Genomic DNA, 21,946 nt, shown 5'->3' on the forward strand with positions numbered 1-21,946 from the left:
TTTTGTATTTAATGTTGTTTGATTTTGATGATACAAAGATATATCTGTGGAATGGCATATTCAATAGATAAAAAGACTTAAATATTGTACTTTTTTCCCGAGGAGTAATTTTTCTTAAAATTAGCCGGTGTATTTCCTGTTTTGTTGGTGAAAAGCCGGTTGAAATAGGCGGGATCTTCATAGCCCAGATCATAAGCAATTTCTTTTACAGGTTTATCTGTATAGAATAATAACCTTTTTGCTTCTAATAAAATTCTGTTGATGATAAACTGATTGGGAGAATCCAGATTTAAATTTTTAAACTTATGCGTTAAGGTTTTCGGGGCAATGTGAAGCAGGTCTGCATAATCTGCCACATTATGTTTTTCTCTGAAATGAATTTCCAGATGTCTGCTGAAATCTCTGAAAATATCCAGCTCATTACCTGGTATTCTGAGAGTTTCATTATCTAAATTCTGTTTTTTCCATTTTCGGGTAGCTCGGATAATGATCTGTTTTACATAGGTTCTGATCATTTCTTCGGCAGAGGAATCTTTCCATTCAAGTTCATCTTTAATATTCTGAAAGAGATCTTTTATAAGATTTGTTTCGGAAGGATCTAGTTCTACAAAGGGAATTTCAAATACATTATGAAAGAGCAGCCCATCACAAGCCACTTCCTTATCATGAATCTGAATGCAGTAAAAATCACGGTTGTAAAAAAGAAGAATAGATTCATCTTTACCTTTTTGTATGCTTAGATGCTGGTTAGTCAGGAAAAAGAGTGAAGGTTTCTTTGTTTTATAATGATTAAAGTCTACCGTAAGTTCGTATCCTGAAGGAATGAAAAATACTTTGATATCAGTTCTGAAATGGTTCCCGTTAAAATTCTCCAGATTTTCTCCTGAAAATATTTCCAGTCCGAGTCTTTTATAGTGATCTTCAAAAATAAGCTGTTGGGGCATACTTTAACTTTAGTTTAAAGATACAAAAAAGCATGATTTGAACTGTATTAAATTATTGAAACCCAAATTTCTGATGTCTGACATATAAAATTTGGAATAAAATAAATCGGAAATATGTTTTTACATTGATATTATTTTATCATTTTTACAAAGATTTGTACTGCGATCTATATTATTAACCCTTTTTTCATAACTCCCTGTATGAGCGAATTAGAAAATATTCTGAGAGAAATAACTCCACTATCTCCTGAGGATAGTTTTCTCGTGTTTGACAGGATCAAAGCATCATTCGACTTTCCGTATCACTATCATCCGGAAATTGAAATCAACTTCATCTACAAAGGGAAAGGTTACCGCAGAATGGTAGGAGATCACACCGGAGAAATCGGGAATATAGAACTGGTATTGGTAGGGCCAAATTTACCACATTGTTGGGCGAATTACAGATGCAAAAACAGGAAAACCCACGAGATCACAATACAATTTAACCAGGATTTCTTTCAGCAGTCGCTCATGGAGAAAAATATTCTAAAGCCCATCAATAATCTGATGAAAGATTCTATCAGAGGGATTCTTTTTTCTTCTGAAACCGCTGAAAAACTAAAAGATTCGTTTCTCAACCTGTCAAAGATGAACAGTTTTGAATCTTTCATAGAAATTATGAAGATTCTGAATGAACTGGCAGTGGCAGAAAACAAAACACTTTTGTCATCGTATAGTATTGAGCTTGAAACCTTTGCTGATAATGATAAAATGAAGATTATCCACGACTTTGTTCATAAAAATTTTGAAAATAAGATTACGCTGGATAAAGTGGCTTCCATGGTGAATATGAGTAATGTAACATTCAACAGATTCATTAAAAAAAGAACAGGAAAAACTTTCATTAATTATCTTAATGAGATAAGAATCAGCTATGCTGCACGCTGGCTGATGGAAAAAAACCTTACTGTTTTTGAAATTGCTTTTGAAGCAGGCTTTAACAATATTGCCAACTTTAATAAGGTATTTAAATCAATCAAAAAGACAACTCCAACTGAATTTAAGGAGCAATTTAAAGGAGTGAAAAAAATTGAATAATGTACTTTTGAAATTCACTCTTTTTGTATAGTCAGCTCAAAATAAAATAAAAATCCGGGTATTCATATCCGGGTTTATTATTGTTAAAACGATGATAAATCCTCTTTTTTTGATTGATTTTAAAATGATGTATTTTATTGATATGTAATGGTTTAATTGGTTTTAAATGAAATTGCTGAAAAAATAATATCGTTTTATGATAAAATAGTATTATATCGGACTGGCTACAAAATTTAGATTTGTGAATGTGAATTAAATCTTAACAAAACTTTAAATAATTTAATACATAAACGGCAAATTTTTGCTGAAAAAACAATAATTTTTTTTGTATTGAAAAATAAAGCAATGTATTTGATTCTCAATTAAATCTAACGAATCTAAACCTTATGAGAAAAGCAGTTATACCTGTTCTGTTCGTTTTTTCACTTTCTGCAAATGCACAGGAGAAAAAATCGGCCGACACTACGAAGACAAACAGTATTGAGGAGGTCGTAGTCACCTCTTTGGGGATAAAAAGGCAGGCCCGCTCTTTGACGTATTCCAGTCAGCAGATTGGTGGGGATGAGCTTACAGAAGTGAAAACTCCCAATCTATTAAATTCGATCAATGGAAAAGTTTCCAACGTACAGATCAACAGAACCAATGGTGTAGGTAGTTCCGTAAGGGTAGTCATGAGAGGAGATAAGTCTGTCAACAGTGCACAACCACTGTATGTAATTGATGGTATTCCTATCATCAATGGAACTGGAAAATCAGCAGATATCGGACAGTATTCCAATATGCCGGATCCCGGAGATGTACTGAGCTCTATCAATCCTGATGATATTGAAAGCATTAACTTCCTGAAAGGAGCTTCTGCCTCTGCATTGTACGGTTCTGCCGGAGGTAACGGGGCTATTTTGATTACGACTAAAAAAGGACGTGCCGGGAAAAGTTCAATTACTTACAGTTCGAGCCTTACCGTAGACAGAGCATACAGTCTTCCAAAACTGCAGCACAGTTATCTGTCTTATGACCCTTCTGTATCGGGATCACAGCCGGGACAGTCAACAGAAAGCTGGGGAGCAAAAGGAGCTTCCAAGGACTATCTTAAAGATTTTCTGCAGACAGGAACGACATGGGTAAACAGCTTGTCTTTCCAGTCAGGAAATGAAAAATCAACAAGCTATTTCTCCATTGGGAATACCACCAACAAAGGAGTTGTTCCCATGTCTTATTTTGATCAGTATAATGTTTCTTTCAGAAATTCAAGTAAGTTTCTGGACGATAAATTAACATTAGATGCCAACTTCATAGGTTCATTACAGGAAAGTAAGAACAGACAGACTCCTGGAGCATCTTTTTCTCCCTTGACAAGTTTGTATTGGCTGCCAAGAGGGGTCGATTTTGATCAGTATGGTCCAGATAATTATACCTACTTAAATAAAGAAAGATTTTTACCTGCTCAAAACTGGTGGGAGGTTAATCCGGATGGAAGTTTTAAAGGAAACCCGCCAACACAGAACCCTTATTGGATTTTAAACCGTAATCCTGTTACTGTAAGCAATAAAAATACCTATGGAGCGCTTTCACTATCTTACCAGATTAATCCCTGGTTAACAGCAAGAGTAAGAGGGAATTATAGCTGGAATATTTCAGACAGTCAGCGTGATATTGCTGCTTTTTCAGCACCTACTTTACTGGCTGTTAATGAAGGAATTAATGGAAGAATGCTTAAAAACACCTATGAAAACTCTTCTACATACGGGGACGTGTTGCTTATCGGTAGTCCTAAAATAAGTGAGTCTTTCTCTTTAGATTTTACGTTAGGAGGAAGTATTAATACCACAAGAAATAAAATAGGACAAATTGATAATGCTTATCTGACAAACCCTAACCTTTTCACTGTAAGTAATCTTGAATGGGGTAAAAAAAGATCCCCTGGTGATGGATATCATAATATTTATACCAATATGAAGAAGCAGGTGCAATCCGTATTTGCCAGTGCTACAGTAGGGTATAAAAATATGTTTTATGTGGACATGACTTTTAGAAATGATTGGGATTCCAGTTTGGCCTTAACCGGAAGAACAGGATTTGACTATGAATCTGTAGGGGCTAATGCTGTATTATCATCTGTTTTCAAACTGCCGGAAGTCATTAGTTTCTGGAAAGTAAGAGGATCTTATGCAACTGTAGGATTAGGGTTGCCTACCAATATCTCCAATGCAATGATTGAATATAATAAAGGATATACCTTTGGGGTAGATGCGGGAACACTTGTTTTTCCAAAAAGTTCATTCATTACTGATCCCAAGTATAAGGACCTGTTTCCAAAACCTGAATTTAATAAAACTTTTGAAGTTGGAACAGAGCTAAGGATGTTTAATAATAAATTAAGTTTTGATATTACTTACTACAACTCCAATACGAGCAATCAATTGTTAGAGACAAAAATCGATTCTTATTTTGGAGGGATAGCTCCTGGATCATATTATATTAATGCAGGGAAAATCCGAAATACAGGTTTTGAATCTTCATTATCCTATAAGGTCTTCAGTTCAGAAAAATTTGGATGGACAACTACATTAAATGCTTCTGCCAACAAAAACAAAATTGTTGAATTGTTTCCATCAAGTTTACCTATATCAGAAAACCAACTTTTCTCATTAACAGGAGGAGGGGATTATACAAAACTGAAATTAGGAGGATCTTTTGGTGATCTTTACGGAATTAAGTTTAAAAGAGACGATCAGGGACGTATTTTAGTGAATGAGAAAGGAATCCCATTAGCAGAAGGTACTCCTTCTTATCTTGGTAATCCGAACCCTAAATTTATTATGGGATTCAATAACTCCTTTAACATTGGTAAGCTGGGAATATCTTTCCTTATTGATGGTAAATTTGGAGGGAAGGTACTTTCCCTTACAGAAAAAGCAAATGATATCTATGGGGTAACTCAGTCTACAGCTGATGCAAGAGATGCAGGCGGTGTATCTATCCCAAATGCAGTGTATGCACCTGGAACTCCAAATGCAGGACAGGCTTATACAGGTTTAACCAATGCAAAAGATTATTATAAAGCAGTAGGAACAACAGAAGGATTTGGAAAAGGTATTGATGAAGCCTATCTGTACAGTGCTACAACAATACGTTTACGTCAGGCTTCCATTTCATATACTTTCGATATTCAATCTAAATATATGAGAAATGCAACGGTAAGCTTAGTAGGAACCAACTTATTTTTCTTTTATAAAAAAGCACCGTTTGATCCTGAGCAAGTATCAGGGAATACACCTGGTGGAGTGGGGGTAGATTCATTCGGATTACCGGTTACCCGATCTATTGGATTATCATTAAAAGCTAACTTTTAACTTTTACAATTAAGAAAATGAAAATCAATCATATTAAAATATTGGCATTCGGAGCTGTATTATTGTTTTCCGCTTCAGGATGTACTAATGACTTTGAACAGTATAACCAGGAAAAAGCGGGAGGTCCTGAAAATTTTTACGCAGATTTTATCGCTGTTGTTGATCCCATGAAATCCATGCAAAGAGGATTACAGTCAGATTATCAGCTGTACCCTAACCTGAGTGCAGATATGTACAGTGGAATGTTCAGTACAGCAACACCATTTAATGGAGGAGTAAATAATCTTACCTATTCAATGATGGATGGATGGAATAATAGAATTATTGCCAGACAGCAGGATATTTTCAATTACTCTCTTATCATAGATAATACGGCTAAGGAAATCTATAAAGGAGTAGATTTTACGGGAACATTTGCTGTTAAAAAAATTCTGAAAGTCATTACGGCTGCGAGAGTTTCAGACAGTCATGGGCCCGTAGTTTACAGCAAATATGAAAAGCCTAATCCAAATGGAGTAACTGATTTTGATTCTCAACAGGAAGCCTACAACTATTTTATTGCTGACCTTACTGCAGCTATTAACGATTTGCAGAAAGTAATCACAATGTCGGCAACACAGAATGTAGAAGATAAATCGGCATTGAAAAAAGCAGATTTAGTATACGGTGGAAATATGGCTCAGTGGGCAAAGTTTGCCAACTCACTAAAACTGAGATTAGCGATGAGAATGAGTTATGCTGATCCGGCGAAATCTAAACAATATGCTGAAGAGGCACTAGCTTCAACAGCAGGATTAATCACTGACAATGCAGATAACGCTTTAATAAGTGTAGGACAGTCAGAATTGAGTTTTATCATTTATTCTTGGGGAGACTGTTTGATCGGAGCACCTTTGATGGCTTATATGAACGGATATAATGACCCAAGACTTCCTGCATATGCTATTCCTGCATCTGACCCAAGCTTACAAGGGAAATACATAGGAATACGTCAGGGAATTGATTTATTAAATGGTAAGTCAACTTACGGAGGATTCTCACAACCACAGGCAAAATCTGCCAATGGAGATTATTTTTCCGGTACTGATGGTAAAATGAAATTATTCACCGCTGCAGAAACATGGTTCCTGAAAGCTGAAGCTGCTTTGAGAGGATATGCAGGCGCTGGAGATATTCAAACCAACTATACAACAGGAGTTCAGCAATCTTTCGGAGAATGGGGGAAAAGTGCTAATGTTGCTGCTTATCTTGCCGATAATACTTCTACTGAAGCACCTTATCTTGATCCGAAAAATGCAGACAATAACGTACTTGCTGGAAACCCTCAGTTAAGTACCATTACGATCGCATGGAATAACGGAGATACCAACGAAAGAAAGTTAGAAAGAATTATTACCCAGAAATGGCTTTCTCTTTATCCGAACGGACCAGAAGCATGGGCTGAGCAGAGAAGAACAGGATATCCGGTTCTTTTCAAAGTAAGAAAAAATGACAGTGGCGGAGCCATCAGTACAGAAGCAATGATCAGAAGAATTCCTTTCACTATTGATACCAAAACTTCACTTTATAATTACCAGCAGGCTGCACAAATGCTTAACGGACCTGATACCGGAGGCACTAAGCTATGGTGGGATAAGAAATAAAAAATATTCAGAATCACTCATCAGTAAAGAGACATCTCAAGATCAGATTTATTTGATACATTCATTGAGGCGGGAGAATAAAGTAGAATCTCCAAAAAATTTATAGTTTCGTTTTTTTTTAGCCTGAATGAATCCTTGAGATGTTCTCTTTTATTTAGAATCTTATTTTCAAATATGGGAAAAAACAACTCCGGAACCCGTCGGATCCAGCCAATTCTTTGGATTTCAACATTATATTTTGCAATGGGTGTTCCCTTTGTAACCATTAATGCGGTTTCAGGAATCATGTATAAAGATATGGGCGTTTCAGATTCACAGATTACATTCTGGACAGCCCTTATCCTGTTCTCCTGGACATTAAAACCACTTTGGAGTCCATTCCTGGAGATCTATAAAACAAAAAAATTCTTTGTTGTTTCTACTCAGTTTGCCATAGGAATTCTGTTTGCATTAGTAGCTTTAAGTCTGCCAATGCATGATTTTTTCAAATACAGTATTGCACTTTTTGCAGTAATAGCATTTTGCGGAGCTACCCATGATGTGGTAGCAGACGGAACGTATATTGGTTTTCTTACCAATAAAGAGCAGGCCAAATATATCGGCTGGCAGGGTGCTTTTTACAATCTGGCGAAGATTATCAGCAGCGGCGCGCTTGTTTATTTTGCAGGTGTTTTAGAAAAAACAAAAGGAGTTACCAATGCCTGGATGATTATTATGGTGATCTATGCACTATTGTTTTTTGTATTGGCTATTTATCATTATTTCATTCTTCCAAAAGAGAATAAAGAAAAACCTAAAGATGAGAAAACTGCCGGAAATGTTCGTAAAGAACTATTGGAAGTTATTACCTCTTTCTTTACCAAAAAGAAAATTTTATGGTGTATCCTTTTCATTATTCTGTATCGTTTTGCAGAAGGATTTGCGATCAAAATTGCTCCTTTATTTTTTAAAGCTCCAAGAACTTCAGGAGGATTGGGACTTTCCACGTCTGACATCGGACTTGTCTATGGAACTTACGGTTCTGGTGCATTCATTTTAGGTTCTGTACTGGCAGGATATTTTATCTCAGCCCGCGGACTGAAGAGATCTTTGATATGGCTGTGTTCTGCATTCAATATTCCATTTGTGGTATATGCATTACTCGCTTATTATCAGCCATCAGATCTTTTGCCTGTAGGAATTGCAGTGGTAGTGGAGTATTTCGGATATGGATTTGGTTTTGTAGGTTTAATGCTCTACATGATGCAGCAGATTGCTCCCGGAAAACACAAAACCGCTCACTACGCATTTGCAACAGGAATTATGAACCTTGGAGTGATGATTCCGGGAATGTTCAGCGGAATGATCAGTGACTGGATTGGATACAAAATGTTCTTTATCTGGGTGTTGATTGCTACCATTCCTGCATTTTTAGTCACTCTATTCGTTCCTTTCCCTTATCCGGAAAATCAGAAAGAACAACAAATCAATTCTTAATAATTAAAAATAAAAAGTAAAAAATACTTTATGACAGCTCAATCAGTAATGATCCCCTGGCAGGATCGCCCGGAAGATTGCAATGATATCATGTGGAGGTTTTCCGAAAACCCGATCATTAACAGATATGCGATACCAACATCCAACAGTATATTCAACAGTGCAGTAATTCCTTTTGAGGATGGGTTTGCCGGAGTGTTCCGCTGTGACAACAAGGCCGTACAGATGAATATTTTTGCTGGTTTCAGTAAAGACGGAATCAATTGGGACATCAATCATGACCCTATTGAAATGCAGGCAGGAAATACAGACATGATTGAATCCGATTACAAATACGATCCCCGCGTAACATTCATAGAAGACCGTTACTGGATCACATGGTGCAACGGATATAATGGTCCTACCATCGGAATTGGGTATACATTTGATTTTAAAGAATTTTTTCAGTGCGAAAATGCCTTTCTTCCATTCAACAGAAACGGAGTTTTGTTCCCTGAGAAAATCAATGGTAAATATGCCATGTTGAGCCGTCCGAGTGATAACGGACATACGCCTTTCGGAGATATTTATATCAGCTATAGTCCTGATATGAAGTACTGGGGAGAACACCGTTGTGTGATGAAAGTAACCCCTTTTGAGGACAGTGCATGGCAGTGTACAAAGATCGGAGGCGGCCCTGTTCCTATCAAAACAGAAGAAGGATGGCTGCTTTTCTATCATGGAGTGATCAATACCTGCAGAGGATTCAGATATTCAATGGGAGCAGCTTTGCTTGATCTTGAAGATCCTACAAAAGTATTGTACAGAACGAAACCTTATTTGTTGGCGCCGGCAGAATTGTATGAACTGACAGGAGATGTACCGAATGTGGTTTTCCCTTGTGCAGCATTGACTGAAGGAGACAAAGTAACAGTATATTACGGTGCTGCTGATACCGTAGTTGCGATTGCCTTTGGATATATCTCAGAAATCATTGATTTTATGAAAAAGAATTCAATTTAATACAGTAATATAAAGTTTAGGAAAATAGGTTAATCATCTTAATTTTCCCTTTTACTGGGAATTTTATAATGGTTTTCCTATTTTTAAACCAACTTTTAAACAAAAAAATCTCCGATACCTCTCTTATCATGAAAAAAGAACTGCTAATCTGCTTTTTTACCACTCTGATGTCTGTAGCCAGTGCCCAACAAAATAAAAATGATGTTTTATCCTGGGTTGACCCTTTCATAGGGACAGGAGGCCATGGGCATACATTTCCGGGGGCAACTACACCATTTGGGATGATACAGTTGAGTCCGGATCAGAATACGAAAAGCGGCGACTGGGACTGGTGTTCCGGATACCACTACAGCAGTAAGACGATCATGGGATTCAGTCACAACCATTTGAGTGGAACAGGATGGGCAGACCTTGGAGATATTCTGGTAATGCCAACTGTAGGACAGGTAAAAATGGTCCCGGGATCAGAAGATCAACCGGAAACCGGTTACCGTTCAAAATTCACACACGATAAAGAAGTGGCATCTCCGGGATATTATTCCGTAATGTTGGACAGCTATGGAATCAAAGCTGAACTGACCGCTTCTCCAAGAGTAGGATTTCATAAATATACTTTCCCAAAAAGTGATGAATCTAACATCATTATTGATCCTACCAATAAAATCTTCGGAAATATCTACCATACTTTAGTGAGTGTGGAAGGCAATAATAAAATCAAAGGTTACTGTTACAGCAATGGCTGGGGAGGTAAACGATTTGCTTACTTCGTAATGGAGTTTTCCAAACCGTTTAAGTCTTACGGTGTTTATGCTGACGGAAAAATCAAAAATGATGAAAAAATTGCCCTTGCTAAAGACGCTAAAGCATTCGTAAGATTCTCCACAGAAGACCAGGAAAGTATTGAAGTAAAAGTATCTTTATCTCCGGTGAGTACAGAAAACGCACAGGAAAATTTCGATACCGAAGCAAAAAATATTGACTTTGCAAAAGCAAAAGAAACGGCCCAAAAAACCTGGGGAGACCTTATCGGAAGATTCCAGGTAACAGGAGGTACAGACAGCCAGAGAAAAATTTTCTACACGGGAGTTTACCATACTTTCATTGCTCCAAACCTTTATATGGATGTGAATGGAGATTATGTTGCCGCTCAGGAAAACATGAATACCAAATGGTTCACGAACTACAGTACTTATTCTTACTGGGACGGATTCAGAGCAACACACCCGCTTTTGACCATTATGGATCAGAAACATACAAAAGAATTTGCCAATTCTCTGATCAGCAGATATACGGATCGTAAAGACCACATGCCAATCTGGGAGCTTTGCGGATATGATAATTTCTGTATGCTGGGCTATCACAGTGCTTCGGTAATCTGGGATGCCATTTCCAAAGGAGTTCCGGGTATTGATGGAGAAAAAGCATTTGCAGCAATGAAAGATGCTTCTTTAACGGACAAAATGAGCAGCAGTGACGGAGGCGGAGGTCTTAATGATTATATCAAATTAGGATACACCCCATCAGAAAACGGAGCTTCTGTTTCGGCAACACTGGAATATTCATATGATGATTGGTGTATTCAACAGCTTGCTGAAAAATTAGGTAAAAAAGAAGAATCGGAAGTATATAAAAAACGTTCTATGAACTTCCTGAATACCTTCAATAAAGAAAATAATCACTTCTGGCCAAGACAAAAAGACGGGAAATTCTTAGCAGATTTCAAGCTTAACGATTGGAAAAAACTCCAGCCACACTGGGTTTCCGGAAATATCTGGGCCTATGATTTCTTTGTTCCTCACCAGATTGATGAAATGATGAATCTATACGGAGGGAAAAAAGGATTTGAAGAAAAACTGGATAAAACCTTTACAGAAGCGCTTCATATGGAAGGAGAGCAGCACGTAGATATCTCAGGATTCATTGGATCTCTAGGATTTGGGGACGAACCGGGGCATCATGTTCCATACCTGTACAACTATGCAGGAAGTCCTTATAAGACTCAGAAAATGGTAAAATATATCCGTGACAATATGTACGCCGCTAAACCTGATGGAATCGTTAACAATGAAGACTGCGGTCAAATGTCAGCATGGTATATCTTCTCATCATTAGGATTCTATCCTGTGACACCGGGAAAACCAGTTTATGCTATCGGAGCACCACAATTCCCGAAAGCATCATTAAAATTAGAGAATGGAAAAACGTTCACCGTGATCGCTGACAAGATATCTGACAAGAATATTTATGTTCAGAAAATGTTCTTGAACGGAAAAGAATACAAAAGCTGGGAGCTGAATCACAGCGATATTATGAACGGTGGCGAACTGAGATTTGTAATGGGAAGCAAGCCGGTAAAATAAGACTATAAAAATAAACGAAACAAAAGTATCAATGGAAAGGAGAAATTTTATTAAAACAAGTGCACTGGCAGGAGCCGGATTGCTGTTTACTCAAAATGTTTTTGCTAAAAATTTAGTGCTGGATGATTTTCCTGTTGTCCGTGTTCCTAAAGAGAAAAGACATTTTACCAGCGAATCCGTAGAAAATGCTATCGCTGCTTTTAAAAAGAAAGTTAAAAACAAAGAACTCAGCTGGCTCTTTGAAAACAGCTTTCCGAATACATTAGATACTACTGTTTTCTATAGTGAAGCCAACGGAACGCCGGATACTTACGTCATCACAGGAGATATTGATGCGATGTGGCTTCGTGACAGTTCTGCGCAGGTATTTCCTTATCTGCAGTTCTCTAAAAAAGATGAAAAGCTGCACAAACTGATCTCAGGAGTAATTCACAAACAGACGACTTTCATCCTGAAAGATCCTTATGCAAACGCTTTCTATAACGATGACCAGAAGATCAGTAAATGGAAAGAATATGACCATACCGATATGAAACCGGGAACCCATGAAAGAAAATGGGAAATAGACTCGCTTTGCTATCCTATCCGTCTGGCCTACCACTTCTGGAAAACAACAGGAGACACAAAACCTTTCGATGCCAACTGGCTGAAAGGAATTAAACTTACTCTGCAGACTTTCACAGAACAGCAGAGAAAAAATGATCTGGGACCTTACAAATTTGAACGTACAACAGCGTGGGCAACAGATGGAGTTCCTATGGGAGGATATGGTTATCCAACAAAACCAGTAGGTCTTATCAGCTCTATGTTCCGTCCAAGTGATGATGCTACCATTTATGGATTCCTGATTCCATCTAATTTATTTGCTGTCGTAAGTTTACGTCAGGCAGCGGAAATGGTTGCTCAGATTAAAAATGAAAAAACGTTGGCTCAACAGCTGAACAGCCTTGCTGATGAGGTAGATGCAGCCATCAAAAAATATGGAATTTACAATCATCCTGAATTTGGAAAAATCTATGCTTTTGAAGTAAATGGTTTTGGAAGCTACAACCTGATGGATGATGCGAACTGTCCAAGCTTGCTGGGACTGCCTTATCTGGATGCGGTGAAAGCTGATGACCCTGTGTATTTGAATACAAGAAAATTTGTGTGGTCAGAAAATAACCCGTTCTTCTTCAAAGGTAAACTGGCAGAAGGGATAGGAGGTCCACATATCGGACTTGACATGATCTGGCCAATGAGTATCATCATGAAAGCACTCACTACAAAAGACAAAAGTGAGATCAGATGGTGCATTGATACTCTACAGAAAACGCACGGCGGGACAGGCTTTATGCATGAATCCTTCCATAAAGACGATGCCAAAAAATTCACCAGAGAATGGTTTGCATGGGCGAATACGTTATTCGGTGAATTGTTATGGAAAACCTTTAACGAAAACCCTGAGCTACTGACATAGCCCTCCCTTTTATATGGCTTATTTATCTAAGGTACTTTCCTGAAAAGAAGGTATCAGGGGAAAGCTATATAAAATTCAGACACCAAAGCACCTTAAAAAAATTATACAATGAAAAAAAAATCCATCCTTACCGCACTGATGGCAGTGATGCTTCAGTCAGGTTCTCTGATTAACGCACAACAGCTTAATCCTACAGGGATTTGCTATGTGGAAGTGAATAACAACAACCTGCTGAATGCAGGAGCGTACAAACTGCAGACATCGAACAGCTATCTGTTCAATGTGGTGAATATTTTTGCGGCTAATATTAATTATGATACCAGCCGTGGAAGAGCTTATCTGTATTCCAATAATAATGTTACGAAAGTGCTTACCAATGCGGATACTTACATAAAGCCACTTCAACAAAAAGGAATGAAAGTAGTCCTGACTATTTTAGGAAACCACCAGGGAGCAGGGATCTGTAATTTTCCTACCCGTGAAGCAGCAAAAGATTTTGCACTACAGCTTGCCAATACAGTGAATACCTACGGTCTTGATGGAATTGATTTTGATGACGAATATTCAGAATACGGAAATAACGGAACAGGACAGCCTAACGACAGTTCTTTTGTAATGCTTGTTCAGGAGCTTAGAGCATTATTGCCCAATAAGATTATTTCATTCTATTATTATGGTCCTGCTGCTTCAAGACTTTCATGGAACGGAGCCAGAGTTGGAGATAATGTTAATTACAGTTGGAATGCAATGTACGGAACATTCTCCGCTCCTAATGTACCTCCTCTTACCAAAGCACAAATCTCTCCAGCCGCTGTATGGATGGGAAATACGTCCAATTCTACAACAACCAGCCTGGCCACCCAAACTAAAAATGGAGGTTATGGAGTATTTATGTGGTATGATCTGCATGGAACTAATGAAACATCACAGCTTTCAGCGGGAACTCAGACGCTATACGGAGAGCCGACCGTTTTAAGTGGTACTTTACAATCCTGGACACAGGGAACCAATTGTGATGCGCCTATCGGACTATACACAAGCAATCTTACCGGAACAAGTGCAAAACTGAACTGGTCAGCCGTAGGAACCAATACCTATGATATTGATTATAAACCGGCTTCTTCAACAACATGGACGAACGCCGTATCTGCAACGAGCGCTACTTCTGTAACTGTTTCAGGCTTAACAGCCAATACTGAATATGATTGGAGAATCAGAACCAACTGCAGCGTGAAAAGTGCTTACATGTTTGCACCAAGATTTACCAGTACCTCAGGAACAACCCCTACAGGTTCTTATGCATTATCTCTGGATGGAAGCACTGAATCAGGGGCTGCCGGAAGTATGAACTTGAGTGGTTCCGCATTATCTTTTGAAGGCTGGATCAAACCTTCATCATTTAAATCAGCATCTCCATATATTTCTTCTATCATGGGAACTGAAGTAAGCGACAGTAATTCCGCATTCCTGCGATTAGGGGATGCCAGCCTGGCCAATAATAAGCTTCAGTTTGTAGTAAGTATTAATAATGTTCAGCAAAAACTGGCTTCTGCAACCGCTTTGAATGCCAATACCTGGTATCATGTGGCAGCAACATATGACGGAGCCAATATGAAACTCTACATTAATGGTGTTCTGGATGCAACTAAAGCACAGACCGGAAGTGTAAATTCAACCGGAGCGTTCAATGTAGGCTATCTATACAATACTTCCCGAAATTTCAATGGCAAAATAGACGAAGTAAGAGTTTGGAAACGTGCATTGAGCCAGACGGAAATCAGCCAGAATATGTGTAATGTATTGGTTCCGGCAACATCATTGGCTGCTTATTGGAAGTTTAACGAAGGTAGCGGTTCTACAGTTCAGGATACATCCGGAAACGGAGTGACTTTAACCTTAACAGGTGTTGATGCTCCCAATTGGGGAACAGATCTGCCATGTGCAACAGGAAGTTCATTATTGGCAAGAAATGCTTCAAGCCAAAAGGCAATAAGTGCAGGACAGACCAATATTAAAAATCAAATCAAATTGTATCCGAATCCGGTAAGTAAATCTTCATCACTTACAGTTTCTGTTCCGGATGAATACAGCAAAGGGAAATTAACGGTTTATGATTTTAATGGAAGAATCGTAGACACAAAATCACTTAATTCCGGAGATAATCAAATTGAATTGACAAGACTTTCAGCAGGAAGCTATATTGTTCAGTTTGAATCTCATGACGGAAGTTTAAAACAATCCGAAAAACTAATTGTAAAATAACAAAACCAGTCATTGGGCTTCGGCCCAATGATTTTTTCTACTACAAAATTGATATACTATGAGAAAAAAATCCTTTTTTATTCCCTTAATGGCACTCATGCTCCAGACTGCTCCTCAACTCAAAGCACAGCAGCTTGATCCTTTAGGAGTCTGCTATGTGGAAGTGAACAACAATAATATGCTGAATGCAGGTTCTTATACTTTGCAGAATACCAACAGACAACTTTTTGACGTTGCGATTATTTTTGCAGCCAACATCAACTATGATGTTTCTAAAAACCGTGCTTATATCTCAAATAATAACAACGTTACTAAAGTCCTAAATGATGTCAATACCTACGTAAAACCTTTACAGCAAAAAGGAATAAAAGTACTTCTGGATCTTTTAGGAAACCATCAGGGAGCGGGGATTTCTAACTTCCCTAATCGTGAGGCGGCAAAAGATTTCGCTTTACAGGTAGCTCACACTGTTTACACTTACGGACTGGATGGAGTAGACCTTGATGATGAATATGCAGGCTACGGAAATAACGGAACAGGACAGCCAAATAACAGCTCCTTCGTAATGCTTTTGCAGGAATTGAAAACAGCAATGCCAGATAAACTGATTACATTCTATTATTACGGACCCGCTACCACAAGACAAACTTACAACGGAGATCTGGCCGGAAATTATATCGATTACACCTGGAATGCAATGTACAGTACATACAATGCACCTGTAGTTCCTCCTCTTAATAAATCCAAAATCTCAGCAGCTGCTACATGGATTCAAAACTCGAATCCAAGCTCAACTTCTGCAACGACATTGGCAAACTTAGCGACCAATACAAAGAATGACCAATACGGCGTTTTCATGTGGTATGACCTGGCAGGAACAAATGTTGCCAGCTATCTGAGTACAGGTTCCAATATCCTTTACAACGAAAATACGCTCTTAAGCGGTCAGTTATATTCATGGTCTCAGGGACAAACCTGCGATCCGCCATTGGGACTGGATGTTTCCAATGTAACAGGAACTTCAGCAAAACTGAACTGGACTTCCAACGCTTCCCAATCTTACAAAATTGATTACAAACCAGCCAATTCAACGGTATGGACGAACGCGGCGAATAATTATTCAGGAAATAATATTGTAATCAATAACCTTACACTGAATACAGACTACGACTGGAGAATACAGTCCAACTGCTCACCGACATTAACAAGTACTTATATTTTTGCACCAAGGTTTAACTCCGGAAGTGGCTGCACTACGCCATCAGGATTAACTTCCGGAAGTTTCCTTGGTAATACTGCCCAGCTGTCATGGGATGCAGGAAATGCAACTTCATATACATTACAGTATAAAACTACTGCAGCCACAACATGGTCTGAAATCCCGAATATTACCACCAATTCCTATTCATTACAAAACCTGACACCAAATACAAACTATGTATGGAAAGTGCAGGCAGGGTGTGCTGGAGGAACTACAAGTACCTATTCAGGAGAAGGATCATTCAACAGCGGTTTTGCTCCTGTTACAAGTCCTGGTGCAAGATCTCTTTCTTTTAACGGAAGCACACACTATCTGAATGCAGGCCAATTTAACCTGAGTGGAAATGCGATGACATTTGAAGGATGGGTAAAAGTAAATGCCTTCAAAACAGGATTCCCTTATATTTCATCAGTAATGGGTATTGAAGTGGGAGATAATAACTCGGCAATGCTTCGTTTCGGAGATGGAAACCTGGCCAATAATAAGCTTCAGTTTATTTTGAGTTTTGGTTCATCTCAGGTGAAGCTTAACAGTAATACAGCATTTAATACCAATACATGGTACCATATTGCAGCCACTTATGACGGTGCAGCAATGAAAATTTATGTCAATGGAAACCTGGATGCAAGTTCAGCAGTGACGGGTAATTTCAATGCCAACGGTATTCTTTATCTGGGTAGAAATTATGATAATTCCCGTACAATCAACGGATTCCTGGATGAATTCAGAGTTTGGAAAAGAGCCTTGACTCCTCAGGAAATATTAGGTAACAACTGTAATGTTCCAGCCAACTCCACAGGTCTTGAAGCCAACTGGAAAATGGATGAAGGAAGTGGTTTAGGTGCATTAGATGCTACAGCAAATACTCACTTTGCAACCCTGATCAATATGACAGATGCGAACTGGAGAACAGATGTTGCCTGTGCTTCATCTCTTGCCGTGAAAGATATTGAATCTGTAAAAGAGAGCAGCGCTGTCTATCCGAATCCTGTGAAAAGAGGAAATAATATTCACTTTGTTATCAGCGATAACTCTGCAAGTGAAGTGGCATTGTATGATGCTTCAGGAAAATTGTTCAAAAAACAGAGTATTAATCAAAATAATAACGCAGTTAATACACAGGATTTAATCAGTGGTACTTATATTTACAAAATTACATCCTCAAACAGTAAAGTACTATCGACTGGTAAGGTGATTGTGAAGTAAGGTTCAGATAATGAAGTAGTTATCAGAATTAATAATATAAAGTCTGAAATACAAAGCAGACAGACAGGTGATGTACTCCTGTTTGTCTGTTTTTTCAGTCAAAGGATGTTTGAATTTAAAATAATAAATAATGCAGAATATAGTAGGAATAGATATCGGAGGATCACATATCACGCTGGCTCAGGTAGATCCGGAAAAACGCGAAATCATTTCATCCACCTATGTAAGAGAACATGTAGATGCTTTTGAACACAAAGAAGTTATTTTCTCCGCATGGGTTGCGGCCATTCATAAAGTGGCCCATGATCTGGTAAAAGAAGATCTTTTAATTGGGGTTGCAATGCCAGGGCCTTTCGATTATGAAAATGGAATATCATTGATGCAGCAGGGAAAATTCATCGATATCTATCAGGTAAATATCAAAGAAGAGCTGGCTACAAGACTTTCTGTTTCTCAGGCACAGATTCATTTTGTAAATGATGCTGCAGCTTTTATGGAAGGAGAAGTATTCGGTGGATGCGCTCAGGGATTCAGCAGGATTTTTGGAGTGACACTCGGTACAGGATTGGGAACTACATTCTTCAATGGTGAATTCGCTACCGATGAAGACTTATGGGATTCTCCTTTTAAAAACTCTATCAGTGAAGATTATCTGGCAACACGATGGTTTGTGAATCGTTATAAAGAACTCACCGGAGAAGAAATTTCGGGGACTAAAGATTTGTTAGATAAACCAGCAGAAATACAAACCCAAATATTTGATGAATATGCAGATTCTTTCTCTGAATTTATTGTGAAATATGTAGATCATTACAAACCGGAAGTTTTAGTTATAGGGGGTAATATTGCGAAGGCATACCCTTATTTTGAACAAAGATTTATTCAGAATTTAATAAAGAATAATATTAACTTGCAGGTTAAAATTTCCGCTATATTTGAAGATGCAGCCATTCTTGGAGCGGCCAGCTATGCATTAAAAAAGCTTATATAAATTAACAAACGAAACGATACAATGAAGTTTATATTTTCTACTTGCTTACTGCTGTTACAGGCGTGGGCCCTGGGTCAGAACATATCTCCCGTAGATTATGTGAATCCTTTAATGGGAACGCAGTCCAAGCCTTCCTTATCCAACGGAAATACCTATCCGGCAGTCGGACTTCCCTGGGGAATGAATATCTGGACGCCGCAGACCGGTAAAATGGGTGACGGATGGGCTTATACCTACGATGCAGATAAAATAAAAGGATTTAAACAAACGCATCAGCCTTCTCCCTGGATGAATGATTACGGCGCATTTGCCATCATGCCGGGAGTAGGAAAAGTGAAATTTAAAGAAGACGACAGAGCGAGCTGGTTCAGTCACAAAGCTGAGGTTACAACTCCTTATTTCTATAGTGTATACCTTGCGGACATCAATGTAACTACAGAATTTACACCTACAGAAAGAGCTTCCTATTTTAAATTTGATTTTCCCAAGACAGACAGTGCTTACATCGTCGTAGATGCTTTGAACAAAGGTTCTTACATCAAAATTTTACCTAAAGAAAGAAAAATTATTGGGTATACTACAAAATATTCTACCGGGAAATATGATAATTTTAAAAACTATTTCGTCGTTCAGTTTGATAAAGATTTTGAACTGACAAAAACCTGGAAAGACGATAAGCTGGTTAATGACCAATTAGAAATTACCAGCGATCATACAGGAGCTGTCGTAGGTTTTAAGCTTAAAAATAAAGAAACGGTTTATGCAAAAATAGCCTCTTCATTCATCAGTTTTGAACAGGCAGAACTGAATCTGAAAAGAGAAATCGGAGCCAAAAATTTTGAACAGGTAAAAACCGATGCTAAAAATATCTGGAACAAAACATTAGGCAAAATAGACGTAAAAGGAGGTACAGATCAGCAGATGAGAACCTTTTACTCCTCTTTGTACAGAACTTTATTCTTCCCGCAGAAACTCTATGAAGTGGATGCTCAGAATAAAATAAAACACTGGAGTCCTTACAACGGTAAAATTGTTGACGGAAGAATGTTTGCAGGAACCGGATTCTGGGATACTTTCCGTGCTTTGTACCCTTTCCTTAACCTTGTTTACCCAAGCATCAATGTAGAAATGCAGGAAGGATTGGCTAATGCTTACAAAGAAGGCGGATTCTTACCAGAATGGAGCAGCCCGGGATATTCTGATATTATGATTGGAAACAATTCTGCATCCGTTGTTGCAGATGCTTACATCAAAGGACTTCGCGGATACGATACGGAAGCTCTTTGGCAGGCGGTAAAACACGGAGCGAATAACGAAGGTCCTATAGAAGCAGTAGGCCGTGCAGGAGTAAAGTATTATAATGAATTAGGTTACGTGCCTTACGATGTGAAAATCAATGAAAATGCGGCAAGAACATTAGAGTATGCTTATGACGATTTTTCAATTTATCAGCTAGGAAAAGCATTGGGGAAACCCGCTTCAGAAATTGATATTTATAAGAAGAGAGCTTATAATTATAAAAATGTCTTTGACAAGGAAACAGGTTTGATGCGTGGTAAAAATAAAGACGGGAACTTCCAGAAACCTTTCAACCCTTTCAAATGGGGTGATGCGTTTACAGAAGGAAACAGCTGGCATTATACATGGTCTGTTTTCCAGGATATTGACGGACTGTCAGAACTGATGGGTGGAAAAAAGAAATTTGAAGCCAAACTCGATGAGGTTTTCTCATTACCTCCTGTTTTTGATGACAGTTATTATGGTGGTGTTATCCATGAGATCAGAGAAATGCAGATCATGAATATGGGTCAGTATGCCCACGGAAACCAGCCTATTCAGCACATGATCTATCTGTATAATTATGCAGGAGCACCTTACAAGACTCAATATTGGTCAAGACAGGTAATGAATAAATTATATCATGCCACTCCGGATGGATATTGCGGAGATGAAGATAACGGACAGACTTCTGCATGGTATATTTTCTCAGCGCTTGGGTTTTATCCGGTAACCCCGGCAACAGATCAGTATGTGTTGGGAGCACCATTATTTAAAGAAGCCACCATTCATCTTGAAAATGGTAAGAAAATTGAAATAAAAGCTCCGGAAAATAATTCCGAAAATCTATATGTAAAATCACTGAATGTAAACCAACAGCCTTATTCCAAAAACTGGTTGAGCCATAAAGAGTTGATGAAAGGAGCTGTGTTAGACTTTAAAATGGATAACAAACCAAATAAAGAAAGAGGTTCACAGGAAAAAGATTTTCCATATTCAATGTCAAAAGAAGAATCAAATAAATAATTTTAATTTAAAAATATAGCTGTATGAGTACAGAAAAAAAAGAAATATTCGATAGAGTAGAGAACATGCTGCAGACACAAGGTTTTACTATTGCAGCTAAAGATGATACAAGACCATGGGGTGGTTTTTTTGTAATTGATGAAACACAGGCGCAGGATTTTGCCAATCAGTATTTTGATGGGATTGATGTAGACAACTTGAGAATAGGAGGGAAGCTAAGCCCAAAAATTCTTATCGTGGCTCCGGAAGCAAGATTAAGCTGGCAGTATCACCACAGAAGAGCCGAAATCTGGCAGGTAGTGGAAGGAACTGTAGGGATCAAAAGAAGCAATACCGATGAAGAAGGAGAATTGGGAGAATATGGACCAAAAGATCAGGTAAAACTTCAGCAGGGGGAAAGACACAGATTAATTGGTCTTACAGGCTGGGGAATTGTAGCCGAAATCTGGCAGCACACCGATGCGTCCAATCCTTCCGATGAAGATGATATCGTAAGAGTACAGGATGACTTTGGAAGATAAATAAAAAGAATCGGCTTCAATATCGAAGCCGATTCTTTTTATTAGTAAGGAATCTTGAGGCTGGAAGAAGGAAGTTCCTGTAGG

13 protein-coding genes are annotated in these 21,946 nt (G+C 38.3%); 12 read left to right on the forward strand and 1 reads right to left on the reverse strand.

From position 1 onward, the window contains the following. Window positions 1–77 precede the first annotated feature (77 nt). Window positions 78–944, reverse strand: coding sequence for an AraC family transcriptional regulator (locus LC457_RS01910; RefSeq protein WP_223598381.1), 867 nt, complete (start codon window positions 942–944; stop codon window positions 78–80). Between the two features lie 201 nt (window positions 945–1,145). Here LC457_RS01910 and LC457_RS01915 point away from each other — a divergent pair, with 201 nt between their 5' ends. The 12 genes from LC457_RS01915 (at window position 1,146) to LC457_RS01970 (ending at window position 21,862) form a co-directional block, all read left to right on the forward strand. Further along, on the forward strand, window positions 1,146–2,024 hold the full coding sequence (locus tag LC457_RS01915; RefSeq protein ID WP_223598382.1) for an AraC family transcriptional regulator: 879 nt from the start codon (window positions 1,146–1,148) through the stop codon (window positions 2,022–2,024). Between the two features lie 386 nt (window positions 2,025–2,410). After that, window positions 2,411–5,377, forward strand: coding sequence for a SusC/RagA family TonB-linked outer membrane protein (locus tag LC457_RS01920; RefSeq protein WP_223598383.1), 2,967 nt, complete (start codon window positions 2,411–2,413; stop codon window positions 5,375–5,377). A gap of 17 nt (window positions 5,378–5,394) precedes the next feature. Then, entirely contained in the window at window positions 5,395–7,020 is a 1,626-nt protein-coding gene (locus LC457_RS01925; protein WP_223598384.1) for a SusD/RagB family nutrient-binding outer membrane lipoprotein, read from the forward strand. A gap of 174 nt (window positions 7,021–7,194) precedes the next feature. Continuing rightward, window positions 7,195–8,496, forward strand: a complete 1,302-nt coding sequence (locus LC457_RS01930; protein ID WP_223598385.1) for an MFS transporter — start codon at window positions 7,195–7,197, stop codon at window positions 8,494–8,496. 30 nt (window positions 8,497–8,526) lie between these two features. Next, window positions 8,527–9,498 (forward strand): glycoside hydrolase family 130 protein, encoded by a 972-nt coding sequence (locus LC457_RS01935; RefSeq protein ID WP_129038662.1) that lies wholly within the window; start codon window positions 8,527–8,529, stop codon window positions 9,496–9,498. 128 nt (window positions 9,499–9,626) lie between these two features. Continuing rightward, entirely contained in the window at window positions 9,627–11,858 is a 2,232-nt protein-coding gene (locus LC457_RS01940; protein ID WP_223598386.1) for a GH92 family glycosyl hydrolase, read from the forward strand. A gap of 31 nt (window positions 11,859–11,889) precedes the next feature. Then, on the forward strand, window positions 11,890–13,317 hold the full coding sequence (locus LC457_RS01945) for a glycoside hydrolase family 125 protein (RefSeq protein ID WP_223598387.1): 1,428 nt from the start codon (window positions 11,890–11,892) through the stop codon (window positions 13,315–13,317). Between the two features lie 108 nt (window positions 13,318–13,425). After that, window positions 13,426–15,579, forward strand: a complete 2,154-nt coding sequence (locus tag LC457_RS01950) for an endo-beta-N-acetylglucosaminidase H (RefSeq protein ID WP_223598388.1) — start codon at window positions 13,426–13,428, stop codon at window positions 15,577–15,579. Between the two features lie 58 nt (window positions 15,580–15,637). Continuing rightward, entirely contained in the window at window positions 15,638–18,046 is a 2,409-nt protein-coding gene (locus LC457_RS01955; protein ID WP_223598389.1) for an endo-beta-N-acetylglucosaminidase H, read from the forward strand. A gap of 130 nt (window positions 18,047–18,176) precedes the next feature. Continuing rightward, window positions 18,177–19,037 (forward strand): ROK family protein, encoded by an 861-nt coding sequence (locus tag LC457_RS01960; RefSeq protein WP_223598390.1) that lies wholly within the window; start codon window positions 18,177–18,179, stop codon window positions 19,035–19,037. A gap of 21 nt (window positions 19,038–19,058) precedes the next feature. Then, a complete protein-coding gene (locus tag LC457_RS01965) occupies window positions 19,059–21,341 on the forward strand; it encodes a GH92 family glycosyl hydrolase (protein ID WP_223598391.1) in 2,283 nt (760 codons plus the stop codon). A gap of 23 nt (window positions 21,342–21,364) precedes the next feature. Then, the gene (locus tag LC457_RS01970; protein ID WP_223598392.1) at window positions 21,365–21,862 is read left to right on the forward strand and encodes a phosphoheptose isomerase; all 498 of its coding nucleotides are present in this window, start codon (window positions 21,365–21,367) and stop codon (window positions 21,860–21,862) included. Window positions 21,863–21,946: the final 84 nt, after the last annotated feature.

This window comes from Chryseobacterium sp. GVT01B (assembly GCF_019970045.1).
In the GTDB taxonomy this organism is placed as follows: domain Bacteria; phylum Bacteroidota; class Bacteroidia; order Flavobacteriales; family Weeksellaceae; genus Chryseobacterium.